Below are 13,855 nucleotides of genomic sequence, written 5' to 3' on the forward strand. Positions count from 1 at the left end.
TATTCGAGGGACGGGGGTGCAGGGAAACGACATAACTATGTATGGCCTGGCGGGCCGCGCAAGGTGCTTGAATGACAGACTACTGGCCGTGGCGGGAGGTGAACGCCTAGACTTTGCCGATCTTCAGTTCAGGAATCGCCCGTGACCTCCATCTTCTGGTACGACTACGAAACCACTGGCATCAATCCCCGTTGCGACCGTCCGTTGCAAATGGCCGGCCTGCGCACCGACTTCGATCTCAATGAAATCGACGAGCCGGTCAATCTGTATTGCCAACCCAGCGACGACATCCTGCCGCATCCGGCCGCTTGTGCGATCACGGGAATCACGCCCGGGCAACTGCAGGCGCAGGGCTTGAGCGAAGCCGATTTCATGACACGGGTGCATGCCCAGCTTGCGGCACCGGGCACCTGTGGCGCGGGGTACAACACGCTGCGTTTCGATGACGAGATGACCCGCTACAGCCTGTACCGAAACTTTTTCGACCCTTATGCGCGGGAGTGGCAGGGCGGCAACAGCCGCTGGGACCTGATTGATGTGGTGCGCGCCGCTTATGCCTTGCGCCCCGATGGCCTGCAATGGCCGACGGACGACGAAGGGCGGGTCACGCTCAAGCTCGAACGCCTGACCGCGGCCAACGGCATCGATCATGGCAATGCCCATGAGGCGCTGTCGGATGTTCGCGCGACAATTGCCCTGGCGCGCCTCATTCGGGAAAAACAGCCAAAGCTCTACGCCTGGCTGTTTCAACTGCGCAGCAAGCAAAAAGTCATGGACCAGATACGCCTGCTGCAACCGCTGGTGCATGTTTCCGGACGCTTTTCGGCGGCGCGCAGCTATGTGGGGGTGGTGTTGCCCCTGGCCTGGCACCCACGCAACAAGAACGCCCTGATTGTCTGTGACCTGCACCTCGATCCCCAGGGCCTGCTCGACCTGGATGCCGAAAGTTTGCGTCAGCGCTTGTATACCCGCCACGACGAACTGGCCGAGGGGGAATTGCCGGTGCCGTTGAAGCTGATTCACATCAACAAGTGCCCGGTGGTGGCCCCGTTGTCGGTACTTCGCCAGGATGATCAGCAGCGCCTGGGTCTGGACATGGCGCTGTATCAGCAGCGAGTGTTGCAGCTAAATGACGCGCGGAAAGTTTGGCTGGATAAAGTCCTGGCGATTTATGCCCGCGAAGATTTTTCCCAGAGCCAGGACCCGGAGCAACAGTTATACGATGGATTCATCGGTGATCGGGACCGGCGTTTGTGCGAACAAGTCAGAACCGTTGACCCGATGCAGTTGGCACAAGAGCAGTGGCCTTTCGATGACGAACGCTTGCCTGAATTATTGTTTCGATATCGCGCACGCAACTTTCCCGATACGTTGAACGCCGAGGAGCAAGAGCGCTGGCGAATATTCTGTCAGAAGCGTTTGTCAGATCCCGGATGGGGGGCGCCAAATACCCTCGAAAGTTTTGTAGAGGCTGCGGCCCAATTGAGCGTTAGTGCCACTGCGTTTCAGCAGGGGGTGCTCGGTGAGTGGCAGGAGTATGTCCGGGGACTGCGTCAGCGTTTGCATCTTTGAAATCGAACCTGCCGGTGCTTAAATACCGCGCATAAAAAAACGCCAGCATTTGCTGGCGTTCCTTTTTTTGTCACGGATCCATCTGCGACAAGCTCTGAAGCTTAGCCCAGCAGGGTAGCCCAGCCTTCCACCACGTCACCGCCCCACTTGGCTTTCCACTCTTTCAGAGTCTTGTGGTTGCCACCTTTGGTTTCGATGACTTCGCCGTTGTGCGGGTTTTTGTATTGTTTAACTTTGCGAGCACGCTTGGTGCCGGTAGTTTTCACTGCGCCGCCGCGTGGTGCCTTGGTTTTGGATTCTGGATCCAGCAGCGCGATGATGTCACGCAGGGACTTGGAGTATTCACCCATCAGGGTGCGCAGTTTGCCTTCGAATTCCAGCTCTGTTTGCAGTTTGTCGTCTTGGGACAGGTTCTTCAAACGGGCTTGCAGCTCTTTGATAGCTTCTTCGGTGGCGCGATATTCGTTGATCAAGGACATGGTAACTACCTTATGTTGTACGCTGGATGGCAACTGACAGTGCGGCAATAATAGTCACGGTGTTTCATCAAGTAAACATTTAAGCCAACTTTATTTAATTTAATTGCCGTGTCTTGGGCGCACATTGGTAATGCCGTTATTAGTGTGGTTCAGGTCCATCAGATATACATAATTTAACAATTGCCCGGCACCGCTAGAGCATCCGGACGAACCGGCACGGGTGTTGTCGGTCCAGCTGCACCGACCTTCCGGCAGGGCGAAACGTCAACAATACTGCAGTTTTGCTGCGCAATCGCTAGAATGGCGGCCTTTGCGAAGTTCTGGAGTTTCCCCCTCATGCGCACTTTTCGTCTGGTGATTTCTTGCCCGGACCGTGTTGGCATCGTTGCCAAAGTCAGTAACTTTCTGGCATCACACAACGGTTGGATCACTGAAGCGAGCCATCACTCGGACAATCTCAGTGGCTGGTTCTTCATGCGTCACGAAATCCGTGCCGACTCCCTGCCATTTGGTATCGAAGCGTTGCGCGAAGCCTTTGCCCCGATCGCCGAAGAGTTCTCGATGGACTGGCGCATCACCGATACCGAACAAAAGAAGCGTGTCGTGCTGATGGCCAGCCGCGAGTCGCACTGTCTGGCCGACTTGCTGCATCGCTGGCACAGCGATGAACTGGACTGCGAAATCTCCTGCGTGATTTCCAACCATGATGACTTGCGCAGCATGGTGGAGTGGCACGGCATTCCGTACTACCACGTCCCGGTCAATCCGCAGGACAAGCAGCCGGCTTTCGCCGAGGTATCGCGTCTGGTCAAACAGCACGACGCCGAAGTGGTGGTGCTGGCCCGTTACATGCAAATCCTGCCGCCCGAGTTGTGCAGCGAATACGCGCACAAGGTGATCAACATTCACCACAGCTTCCTGCCGTCGTTCGTCGGTGCCAAGCCGTATCACCAGGCCTCCCTGCGTGGTGTGAAGCTGATCGGCGCGACTTGCCACTATGTGACCGAAGAGCTGGATGCCGGCCCGATCATCGAGCAGGACGTGGTGCGTGTCAGCCACAGCGACAGCATCGAAGACATGGTGCGGTTCGGCCGCGATGTCGAGAAGATGGTGCTGGCCCGTGGCCTGCGTTATCACCTGGAAGACCGGGTGCTGGTGCACGGCAACAAAACCGTCGTCTTCTGATAGACGCACGACGCAGTTGAAATTCGAAGGGCCTGGGCGTTCAATCGCTCCAGGCCCTTCGCCGTTTCTGCACCGAGGACATGACCATGGCCGATCCACTGGACAAAGCCACATCCAGGGCTCCCGCCACGCTGGGCGAGGGTTGCCTGAGCCGCTACGACCCCGATGATATGGGGCCTGAAGACGGTACGGAGTTTCCGGGGGCGGCTGAGTTGTGGGAGCAGCTGCAGCAGGAGTCTGACGATGAAACCGGGAAGGATTAAAAAAATCGCAGGCTGCGATCTTTTCAGGCCTGCCTGATTTTCATCAGTTTCTTCAGCAGCGGCCGCCCCAGCATCAGCAAAAACACCGGCCCACCGACCAGCAAGTAGAAGTAATACGTCACCGCCCGCCAAATCAGAATCGCCGCGGCTGCCGTGGATTTCCCTACCATGGGTGCCAAAAGCGCCGCCGACGTCAGCTCCGCCGCCCCGGCTCCGCCCGGCAGAAGGCTGAATTGCCCGGCGCTGAGGGCCAGCATCTGGATCAGAAAACTCCAGGCCCACTGCAAATCCGCGCCGAGCCCGCGCAACGCCAGATAGAGCACGCTGTAGCGCAGGAGCCAATGCACACAGGTCAGGACGAAAACCTTGACCAAGGTCTGCGCGGGCAATTTCAGCGTGTCGGTAAACGCCGCCAGAAACTGCAGGAGCTTGCGTGCCCAGCGCATTCGCGTGGTTGCCTTGACATTGACTCGGGCGAGCCATCGACCGCTCAGGCGAATCAACGAGCGGTGATAGCGGGCGACCATGGCGCAGGTGATCAAGCCGCCGAACAGCGAAACAGCACTGACCATCAGCATCCATTCCATGCGCTGGCTGAGGTGCTGGAACAGGGCGTAAACAAGAATCCCGCTCAGGGCGCAGAGGAAAAACAGCAAGTCGCTCAGTTGGTCCATGGCAAACACGGCACTGCCCCTGGCCGGACGCACGCCGTGACGCGCCAGCAACGCCATGATCGTCAGCGGCCCGCCGCTGCCGCCGGGCGTGGCGCAGTAGGCAAATTCGGCGGCCATCACCACGCCAAGGCTCCTGAGCCGGCTGACCTTGTGGCATTGATCCCCCAGCAACAGGCGCAAACGCAGGGTGTTTACGCCCCAGCACAGCAGGATCATGCCGAACATGATCAACAGCCACGGCAGCGGAAAACCGCTCAGCCGGGAGCCGATTTCGCTGCCGCCCAACAGTAACGGAATCAGCACTGCCGCGAGCAGGCCGACGAGCAATAGCAGGGCGCGACTCATGCGGCGCAGCCCATCCGGTTGTTTTGCAGCGCCAGCCACTGGGACTTGGTCATCGGAACGCGTCCTTTATCGAGCAGACGCTCGAGGGTTTGCAGCCAGTATTGGTGCGAGAACTCGTGGCGCATGTCCACCGGGTGCAAGCCCAGGCGAATCACCGGGGCGTGCTGCCAGCGTTGTTCACGGTGGTCGCTGACGAGCTTCGATACACCCCGGCGCCAGGCACTGCGCGCACTCCAGACCAGCCCCGGCGCCTCGATCGCGGTGAAATCCGGTAGCCGGTATAAATGCTGCGAGTCGCTGGTGTAACTCAACGGCAGTTGGCGCAATGCCTGGCGAGTGCCCTGGCTCATCAGCCAGGCCGGGGCGACGAACCCTTCCAGCGGCCAGTCATGTCGGTGGAACATCTCGATGCCCGAGCGCAGGCGGGTGAGGGCGGCTTCTTGTGACAAACGATAAAACTCGCCTTCGTGGGTGTAGACCCGACGCATGAACCAGTCGCGGGGATTGAGGGGCATCGGCCCCTCGTCGCTATGGAAATAGCCATGCAGAGCCAGTTCGTCGCCCCGGGCGACCCTGGCACTGAGCTGGCGGCAAAACGGCGGATGGGCGTCCAGTTTGTTGTGTTTGTGGTAATCGGGAACCACCAGCCAGGTGATCGGCACGTCCCCCAAGGCGTCGACGGCTTTGACGAACGGTTGGTAATCGGCCCAGGTGGGGGGGGCCACGTCGTGCAGTACCAGCAGTAAAGCGGGCCTGTTCATGGACTCAACCATTGGCTGTCAGCGGCCATTGGCTGCCGAGCACGGCGTGGTAGTGGCACAGCAAACTGGTGACCACCGTGTCCCAGGCGTAATGTCGTTCGACATGTAACCGCGCTTGGCGGCCCAGCGCTACGCTGCCCGAGCCGAACAGTTCTCGAACAGCGGTGGCCATCGCGGCTGGATCGTTCGGCGCGCAAAGCCGGCCGCAGTCCTCGGTGACGATTTCCTCGAAAGCCCCGGCCGCCACGGCCACCACCGGAATACCGCTGGCCATGGCTTCGAGTATCACCAGACCGAAGGTTTCCTGATCGCCGGCGTGCAGCAAGGCGTCGGCGCTGGCCATCAGGCGGGCCACCTGTGGCGCCGGGCAGAACTCGTTGATCGCTGTCACATTGGACGGCACGGCTGTCGGCATCGATGAGCCAACCAGCAGCAGGTGATAGCGACGGCCCAGGCGTTTCATGCAGTCGAGCAGCACTGGCAGGTTTTTTTCCTTGGAACCGCGCCCGGCGAAAATCAGCAGACGGGTGTTGTCGTCCAGGCCCAACTCGGCCCGCAGCCCGGGGTCTCTGGCATCGGGATTGAAGGTTTGCAGGTCGACGCCCAAGGGTTGCACGAACACATTCCTGACCCCAAGCCCGGTGAGTTTGTCGGCCATGACCCGACTGGGCGCCAGGACCCGGTCAAAGTTGCCGTAGAGCTTGCTGACATAGGCCTCGACGTTATTGGTCACCCAGTTGCCCATGCGGTTGCTGACCAGCAGCGGCAGGTCCGAGTGATAGAAGCCTATGACCGGTACATCGAGTTGCCGCCGTGCGTCCAGCGCTGCCCATGCGGTGAGGTAGGGGTCGCCGACTTCGATCAGGTCAGGTTGCAAATCCTGCAGGACATTGCGCCAGGGCGCGAGACGCAGCGGGAAACGATAGCCTTTGCCGAAGGGCAGGGCCGGGGCTGGAACGGTGAAGATGCCATCCTGCTCGCTCAAGGACGATCCGGGGATCAGCAAACTGTGGCGAATGCCCGGCTTGATGCCCAGGCGACGGTGCTTTGCATCCAGATAAGTGCGCACGCCACCACTGGCAGGGGCGTAGAACATGGTGATGTCAGCGATATGCACGATGAACGATCCTCCGGTCCCGGTATTCCCTTGGTTGACCTTTATGAAGGATAGATGTTCGGTTGGGGTTGTGCGGGTGGGGTGTCAGCGGGTTTTGTAGTGTTTAACAGGCCGCCTTCGCGGGCAAGGCCGCTCCCACAGGTTCAGTGAAAACTTTGTGGGAGCGGGCTTGCTCGCGAAGGGGCCGGTGAGCGCGCCTCAGATCCTGAAACTACCCACCAACTGCTTCAACCGCGCCGCCTGCTGCTCAAGGTCCGAGCACGCGCGCAAGGTCGATTGCAGGTTTTCCACGCCTTCCTGGTTCAGCGTGTTGATCTCGGTGATGTCGACGTTGATCGACTCCACCACGGCGGTCTGTTCTTCGGTCGCGGTGGCCACCGACTGGTTCATGCCGTCGATTTCCCCGATACGCAAGGTCACGCTGTTCAGGCGTTCGCCCGCGAGGTTGGCGATTTCCACGCTGTCCTGACTGTGGCGCTGACTGTCGCTCATGGTGCTCACCGATTCCCGGGCGCCGACTTGCAGCTCCTCGATCATGGTTTGTACCTGTTGCGCCGATTCCTGCGTGCGGTGTGCCAGGTTGCGCACCTCGTCCGCCACCACGGCAAAACCTCGACCGGCTTCACCGGCACGCGCGGCTTCAATCGCGGCATTGAGTGCGAGCAAGTTGGTTTGCTGGGAAATGCTGGTGATCACTTCGAGAATCTGCCCGATGTTCACGGTTTTGCTGTTGAGCGATTCGATATTGGTGCTCGAAGCGCTGAGCATGCTCGACAGTTGATTCATCGCCACGATGCTGCGGTCCACCACTTGCTGGCCGTCTTCGGCCAGGCTGCGGGCATCGCTGGCCTGGCTCGAAGCTTGAGCGGCGTTGCGGGCGATTTCCTGCGCGGCGGCGCCGAGCTGATTAATGGCGGCCGCGACACTGCTGGTGCGCGAGGCTTGCTGGTCGGAGTTGAACATCGACGAGTTGGAGGCCGCGACCACGCGCAACGCCACTTCGTTGACTTGCCCGGTGGCCGAGGACACTTCGCGGATCGAGCCGTGAATGCGCTCGACGAAACGGTTGAACGCGGTGCCGAGGGTGCCGAATTCGTCATTGTTCTGGATGGTCAGGCGTTTGGTCAGGTCACCTTCGCCGTCGGCGATGTCGGCCATGGCGCGGGTCATGACGTGCAACGGCTGGATCAGGATGCGAATCAACATGCCGAGCAGGGCGATGATGATGGCCACGGCAATGATGGTTGCAACCACAGCCGAGGTGCGGAACTCGCTGAGCATCGAGTAGGCTTTTTCCTTGTCGACCGACAGACCGATGTACCAGTTGACCGATGGCAAGCCCTTGATCGGGGTAAAGCTGACAATGCGGATCTTGCCGTCGACGTCCACTTCGCTGAAGCCGTTGCCGATGCGCGGGGTGTCTTTCGGATACGCCTCGCTCAGGGACTTCATCACCAGCGCTTTGTCCGGGTGAACCAGGATCTTGCCGTCGGCGCTGACCAGAAACGCGTAGCCCATGCCATCGAAGTCGCGGGCGCTGAGGGTCGCGATCAGGGTTTGCAGGCTCAGGTCGCCGCCCACCACACCGACGCTCTGTCCGGCTTTTTTCGAAGCCGTGGCCATCGAGATGATCAGTTGACCGGTTGCCGCATCGATGTAGGGTTCGGTCAGGGTCGGCGTGCTGCTGTTTTCAGCGCCTTTGTACCAGGGGCGAACACGCGGATCGAAACCGTCGGGCATCTTCGCGTCCGGACGAATGGTGAAGTGTCCGGTGGCATCACCCAGGTAGGACGCCATGAAAGTCGACGTCAGGGCTTTCTGCTCAAGCAGGCTGGCGACATTGGCTTGTTCGGGGTTGATGGCGATGTTTTGCGAGAGGTTCTCGATCAGCAAGATACGCCCGGCCAGCCAGGTCTGGATGTTGTTGGCGGTGACGTCACCCATCTCGTGGAGATAGTTATCGAGGTCTTCGCGGATGGCATTGCGCTGCAAATAGTCGTTGTACAGCGTGAATGAGGCGAAGGCGGCAATAACAATGAGGGCGGCGGCAAGCAGGATTTTATGGCTGAAACGCAGATTTTTGTTCATGGCTTGGGGTTCCGCTAAGGTCTTAATGTCCAGCGCGTGCTTTTATAAAGGGACGCACGACGGGCAAGGTTAAAAGCAATTGAATTTTCCGACTCTCCTTAGGGAAATTTCCTACCAGATCGTGTCTGACTGCTTTGTCGTTATCTCTATCGGCCGTGTAGGACCAAAGATTAATCATGGGTGACCAAATGCCTGACTCACTGCAACTCGTTATCGGCGCCGACCTCAAAGGGCAGCCGATTGCCCAGGCTATGCGCCTGGCCAATCGCCACGGTTTGATCGCAGGCGCGACCGGCACCGGAAAAACCGTGACGTTGCAACGAATGGCCGAAGCTTTCAGCGATGCCGGCGTGGCGGTGTTCGCCGCCGACATCAAGGGTGACCTGTGCGGCCTCGGTGCCGCGGGCAACCCCCAGGGCAAGGTCGCCGAGCGGATTGCCGGTATGCCGTGGCTCAACCACAAGCCTCAGGCTTATCCGGTGACGTTGTGGGACGTTCAGGGTCAGTCCGGTCATCCTTTGCGCACAACCTTGAGTGAAATGGGGCCGCTGCTGTTGGGCAGCCTGCTGGAACTGACCGACAGTCAGCAGTCGGCGCTGTACGCGGCGTTCAAGGTGGCGGACCGCGAAGGCCTGTTGTTGCTCGATCTCAAGGATCTGAAGGCGTTGCTCAATCATCTGCGGGACAACCCCGAGTTGCTGGGCGACGATGCGGCATTGATGACCACCGGCTCGAGCCAGGCGCTGCTGCGACGTCTGGCGACCCTGGAGCAACAGGGCGCCGATGCCTTGTTCGGCGAGCCGGCGCTGCAACTCGAAGACATCCTCCAACCGACTGTCGATGGCCGCGGGCGCATTCATTTGCTGGATGCCAGCCGTCTGGTGCATGAAGCGCCGAAAGTCTACGCGACGTTCCTGCTGTGGCTGCTGGCCGAGCTGTTCGAACAACTGCCGGAGCGTGGCGATGCCGACAAACCATTGCTGGCGCTGTTCTTCGACGAGGCCCACTTGTTGTTCAACGGCACGCCCCAGGCATTGCGTGATCGTCTGGAACAAGTCGTGAGGCTGATTCGTTCAAAAGGCGTGGGTGTGTATTTCGTCACCCAGTCGCCGGGTGACCTGCCGGATGATGTGCTGGCTCAGTTGGGCTTGCGCATCCAGCACGGACTGCGTGCGTTTACCGCCAAGGAGCAAAAGTCCCTGCGTGCAGTGGCCGAAGGTTTCCGGCCGAATCCGGCGTTCGATACGTTGTCGGTGTTGACCGAACTCGGGATCGGTGAAGCACTGGTCGGCACGCTGCAGGAAAAAGGCACCCCGGAAATGGTGCAGCGGGTGCTGGTAGCGCCGCCGCAATCGCGGATCGGGCCTTTGACCGGTGCCGAGCGTACGGCGCTGATTGCCGGTTCGCCGTTGCAGGGGCGTTATGACAAGCCGATTGACCGCGAATCGGCCTATGAAGTGCTGATGGGACGCAAGGGCCTGGCGCCCGAGCCCGAAGCGGAGCAGGGCAAACAGGAACCGAGTTTCACCGAACAGGCGGGTGAGTTCCTCGGTACAGCAGCAGGGAAGGCGCTGAAATCGGCGATGCAACAGGCGGCGAACCAGCTTGGCCGACAGTTGGTGCGCGGCTTGATGGGCTCATTGCTGGGTGGCAGCAAACGCCGCTAGCTTGAGCGAACACAGTCAATGTGGGAGCGGGCTTGCTCGCGAATGCGGTGTGTCATTCAACGAAAATGTCGATTGATAAACCCATTCGCGAGCAAGGCCGCTCCCACAGGGTTTCTGTGTCAGGATTTGGTCTTGGCGTGCGCCGCCAGTCGCTCCAGCGCTGCCCGCAGATTCGGGTCGCTGATCCCGTCGGCCGTGGCCTGTATGGTGGCCGCAGCATCGTCCGACAGATCCATGGTGTGCCCGGCCGCGCCCCGCTGGACGGTAGGTGGCTGCACCTTGAACAGGATTCGCGTCAGGTTGGCAAACTCGTCGAACAGTTGCAGTTGCCGTTGCAGGCGCTTCTGCTGGTAGCGCAGGCGGGTCGCCCAATGACCGTCGGTGACAATCAGCAACAAACTGCCTTCGCGCCAGGACGCCACGTGGCAATGCTCGCGAGCGGCGGGTTGCAATTGGCTTTCGAGCAAACGTTGCAAATGACCCAGGCGTTGAGCGTGGCCGAGAATGGCTTTCAGCGGCTTGGCTTCGCGTAGTAGAACGGCGGGTACTTTGGCCGTAAGTGGGCGAAATGCCATGATCAGACACCTGAAGTAACAGAGCCGCCATGGTAGCAGAAAGCACCGGATGCGCCCGCCCATTGCTTTTGTGGGCGCTTTACCCATTAAATCAACAACTAACTTCTGCCTTGAACGGCTTGAAATTGAGCAAAACGCCCCTATTTTAAGTGAGCCCCGTCAAAGCGCTGTGCCAGCATCGTGGAATATCGCCACTTTCCTCACCACCGTTTCCGGGTAGAATGCTCGTTCGCATGCGGCCATGAGGGCTGCACGGGCGACTCACGGGGCCGCCCTCCATCCCTTTAGTGTGGAAGATCCTGCCGATATGTTTGCGCCTTTGTTAAAGAAACTTTTTGGAAGCAAGAACGAGCGTGAAGTCAAACGCATGCTCAAGACGGTGCAACTCGTCAATGCCTTCGAAGAGCAAATGGTGGCCCTTTCGGACGATCAATTGCGTGCCAAGACCAGCGAGTTCAAGGCCCGTATCGCCAAAGGGGAGTCCCTCGACAAGCTCCTGCCAGAAGCCTTTGCGGTCGCCCGTGAAGCCGGCAAGCGCGTCATGGGCATGCGCCACTTCGATGTCCAGCTGATCGGCGGCATGACCTTGCATGAAGGCATGATCGCGGAAATGCGTACCGGTGAAGGCAAGACCCTGGTGGCAACACTGGGCGTTTACCTCAACGCGCTGTCCGGCAACGGTGTGCACGTTGTGACGGTGAACGACTACCTGGCCCGCCGTGACGCCAACTGGATGCGCCCGCTGTATGAATTCCTCGGCCTGACGGTCGGCGTTGTCACGCCGTTCCAGCCGCCGGAAGAGAAGCGTGCTGCCTACGCCGCCGACATCACCTACGGCACCAACAACGAATTCGGGTTCGACTACCTGCGCGACAACATGGCGTTCAGCATGGAAGAAAAATTCCAGCGCGAACTCAATTTTGCCGTGATCGACGAAGTCGACTCCATCCTCATCGACGAAGCCCGTACGCCGCTGATCATCTCCGGTCAGGCCGAGGACAGCTCCAAGCTGTACATCGAGGTCAACAAGCTGATCCCGCAGCTCAAGCTGCACGTTGAAGAAGTCGAAGGCGAAGTGACCCAGGCCGGTCACTACACCATCGACGAGAAGACCCGTCAGGTCGAACTCAACGAAGCCGGTCACCAGTACGTCGAAGAAACGCTGACCCGCATCGGCCTGCTGGCTGAAGGCGAAAGCCTGTACTCGGCGCACAACCTGAGCCTGCTGACTCACGTCTACGCCGGCCTGCGTGCGCACAAGCTGTTCCATCGCAATGTCGAATACATCGTGCAGGACGGTCAGGTCGTACTGGTCGACGAACACACCGGTCGTACCATGCCGGGTCGCCGTTTGTCCGAAGGCCTGCACCAGGCCATCGAAGCCAAGGAAAACCTGAACATCCAGGCCGAAAGCCAGACGCTGGCGTCGACCACCTTCCAGAACTACTTCCGTCTGTACAACAAGCTGTCCGGCATGACCGGTACGGCCGACACCGAAGCGTTCGAGTTCCACCAGATCTATGGCCTGCAGGTCATGGTGATTCCGCCGAACAAGCCGCTGGCGCGTAAAGACTACAACGACCTGGTGTTCCTGACCGCCGACGAGAAATACGCGGCAATCGTGGCCGACATCAAGGAAAGCATGGCCGCAGGTCGTCCGGTGCTGGTGGGTACCGCCACCATCGAAACCTCCGAGCACATGTCCAGCCTGCTCGTGAAGGAAGGCATCGAACACAAGGTTCTGAACGCCAAGTTCCACGAAAAGGAAGCCGAGATCATTGCCCAGGCCGGTCGTCCGGGTGCACTGACCATCGCCACCAACATGGCCGGTCGTGGTACCGACATCCTGTTGGGCGGTAACTGGGAAGTGGAAGTGGCTTCCCTGGAAAACCCGACCCCTGAGCAGATTGCCCAGATCAAGGCCGACTGGCAGAAGCGTCACCAGCAAGTGCTCGAATCGGGTGGTTTGCAGGTGATTGCATCCGAGCGTCACGAATCGCGCCGTATCGACAACCAGCTGCGTGGTCGTGCAGGTCGTCAGGGCGACGCCGGTTCCAGCCGTTTCTACCTGTCGCTGGAAGACAGCCTGATGCGCATCTTCGCCTCTGACCGGGTGAAGAACTTCATGAAGGCCCTGGGCATGCAGCCTGGCGAGGCGATCGAGCACCGCATGGTGACCAACGCCATTGAAAAGGCCCAGCGCAAGGTTGAAGGCCGCAACTTCGACATCCGCAAGCAACTGCTCGAGTTCGACGACGTTAACAACGAACAGCGTAAAGTGATCTATCACATGCGTAACACGTTGCTGGCCGCCGACAACATCGGCGAGACCATCACTGACTTCCGCCAGGACGTGCTCGACGCTACCGTCAGCGCACACATTCCTCCGCAATCGCTGCCTGAACAGTGGGACGTGGCCGGTCTGGAAGCTGCGTTGCAGAGCGACTTCGGTGTGACGCTGCCGATCCAGCAATGGCTCGACGAAGACGATCACCTGTACGAAGAAACCCTGCGCGAGAAGCTCATGAACGAGCTCGTCGCGGCGTACAACGAGAAAGAAGACCAGGCGGGCGCCGAAGCGCTGCGCACCTTCGAGAAGCAAATCGTTCTGCGCGTTCTGGACGACCTGTGGAAAGACCACCTGTCGACCATGGACCACCTGCGTCACGGTATCCACTTGCGTGGTTATGCCCAGAAGAACCCGAAACAGGAATACAAGCGCGAGTCGTTTACCCTGTTCTCCGAGTTGCTGGACTCGATCAAGCGCGACTCGATCCGTGTGCTGTCCCACGTTCAGGTTCGCCGCGAAGACCCTATCGAGGAAGAGCAGCGCCTGCGCCAGGAAGCCGAGGCATTGGCCGCTCGCATGCAGTTCCTGCATGAAGAAGCTCCAGGTCTGGAGCAACCGGAAGTGCTGGGCGAAGAGGTCGATGTGGCTCTCGCCGCTGCCCCGGTTCGCAGCGAGCACAAGCTGGGTCGCAATGAGCTGTGCTACTGCGGTTCGGGCAAGAAGTTCAAGCATTGCCACGGGCAGATCCAGTAAAACCCGTTTCAATCGCTGAAATACCCGCGCCGCGACCGGCTTCTGCCGTCGCGGCGTTTTACCATTCGAACCACCGTCTTCCTGAA

Annotated in this window: 11 protein-coding genes and 1 pseudogene; 5 read left to right on the top strand and 7 right to left on the bottom strand. The window is 59.7% G+C overall.

What is annotated here, in order from left to right; all coding sequences use genetic code 11:
• The first annotated feature begins 141 nt into the window (after nucleotides 1–141).
• Nucleotides 142–1,572, top strand: a complete 1,431-nt coding sequence (gene sbcB / locus Q8X48_RS01400) for an exodeoxyribonuclease I (RefSeq protein WP_407799232.1) — start codon at nucleotides 142–144, stop codon at nucleotides 1,570–1,572.
• Nucleotides 1,573–1,673: 101 nt separating this feature from the next.
• Here sbcB and mvaT read toward each other — a convergent pair whose 3' ends face one another.
• A complete protein-coding gene (gene mvaT, locus Q8X48_RS01405) occupies nucleotides 1,674–2,051 on the bottom strand; it encodes a histone-like nucleoid-structuring protein MvaT (protein ID WP_007933316.1) in 378 nt (125 codons plus the stop codon).
• A gap of 336 nt (nucleotides 2,052–2,387) precedes the next feature.
• Between mvaT and purU the strand changes: the two genes are divergently transcribed.
• Together purU and Q8X48_RS01415 are read left to right on the top strand one after the other, a co-directional pair.
• Complete coding sequence (gene purU / locus Q8X48_RS01410) at nucleotides 2,388–3,236, top strand: formyltetrahydrofolate deformylase (RefSeq protein WP_007977367.1); 849 nt, start codon at nucleotides 2,388–2,390, stop codon at nucleotides 3,234–3,236.
• An 86-nt stretch (nucleotides 3,237–3,322) separates the two neighbouring features.
• Nucleotides 3,323–3,499, top strand: coding sequence for a hypothetical protein (locus Q8X48_RS01415; protein WP_193601762.1), 177 nt, complete (start codon nucleotides 3,323–3,325; stop codon nucleotides 3,497–3,499).
• Nucleotides 3,500–3,522: 23 nt separating this feature from the next.
• Here Q8X48_RS01415 and Q8X48_RS01420 read toward each other — a convergent pair whose 3' ends face one another.
• The 5 genes and pseudogenes from Q8X48_RS01420 to Q8X48_RS01440 form a co-directional block, all read right to left on the bottom strand.
• Nucleotides 3,523–4,518, bottom strand: a complete 996-nt coding sequence (locus tag Q8X48_RS01420; protein WP_015096619.1) for a lysylphosphatidylglycerol synthase transmembrane domain-containing protein — start codon at nucleotides 4,516–4,518, stop codon at nucleotides 3,523–3,525.
• Nucleotides 4,515–5,291: a DUF2334 domain-containing protein gene (locus Q8X48_RS01425; protein WP_407799233.1), complete on the bottom strand. Its 777-nt coding sequence runs from the start codon at nucleotides 5,289–5,291 to the stop codon at nucleotides 4,515–4,517. Before Q8X48_RS01425 ends, Q8X48_RS01420 begins: the two co-directional genes overlap by 4 nt.
• The gene (locus tag Q8X48_RS01430; protein WP_407799234.1) at nucleotides 5,284–6,396 is read right to left on the bottom strand and encodes a glycosyltransferase family 4 protein; all 1,113 of its coding nucleotides are present in this window, start codon (nucleotides 6,394–6,396) and stop codon (nucleotides 5,284–5,286) included. The genes Q8X48_RS01425 and Q8X48_RS01430 overlap by 8 nt, the downstream gene beginning before the upstream one ends.
• Before the next feature lie 198 nt (nucleotides 6,397–6,594).
• A complete protein-coding gene (locus Q8X48_RS01435; RefSeq protein ID WP_428608872.1) occupies nucleotides 6,595–7,359 on the bottom strand; it encodes a methyl-accepting chemotaxis protein in 765 nt (254 codons plus the stop codon).
• Nucleotides 7,360–7,452: 93 nt separating this feature from the next.
• Nucleotides 7,453–8,484 (bottom strand): annotated as a pseudogene (locus Q8X48_RS01440) (HAMP domain-containing protein); the annotation flags it as partial.
• 188 nt (nucleotides 8,485–8,672) lie between these two features.
• Here Q8X48_RS01440 and Q8X48_RS01445 point away from each other — a divergent pair.
• The gene (locus Q8X48_RS01445; protein WP_407799236.1) at nucleotides 8,673–10,151 is read left to right on the top strand and encodes a helicase HerA-like domain-containing protein; all 1,479 of its coding nucleotides are present in this window, start codon (nucleotides 8,673–8,675) and stop codon (nucleotides 10,149–10,151) included.
• Between the two features lie 119 nt (nucleotides 10,152–10,270).
• On the opposite strand, the gene Q8X48_RS01450 is transcribed toward Q8X48_RS01445, so the two are convergent.
• A complete protein-coding gene (locus tag Q8X48_RS01450) occupies nucleotides 10,271–10,726 on the bottom strand; it encodes a DUF721 domain-containing protein (protein ID WP_095965404.1) in 456 nt (151 codons plus the stop codon).
• 307 nt (nucleotides 10,727–11,033) lie between these two features.
• Here Q8X48_RS01450 and secA point away from each other — a divergent pair, with 307 nt between their 5' ends.
• The gene (gene secA, locus Q8X48_RS01455) at nucleotides 11,034–13,769 is read left to right on the top strand and encodes a preprotein translocase subunit SecA (protein WP_407799237.1); all 2,736 of its coding nucleotides are present in this window, start codon (nucleotides 11,034–11,036) and stop codon (nucleotides 13,767–13,769) included.
• Nucleotides 13,770–13,855 lie beyond the last annotated feature (86 nt).

It is taken from the genome of Pseudomonas sp. QLc11A, from assembly GCF_052112305.1.
In the GTDB taxonomy this organism is placed as follows: domain Bacteria; phylum Pseudomonadota; class Gammaproteobacteria; order Pseudomonadales; family Pseudomonadaceae; genus Aquipseudomonas; species Aquipseudomonas laurylsulfatiphila.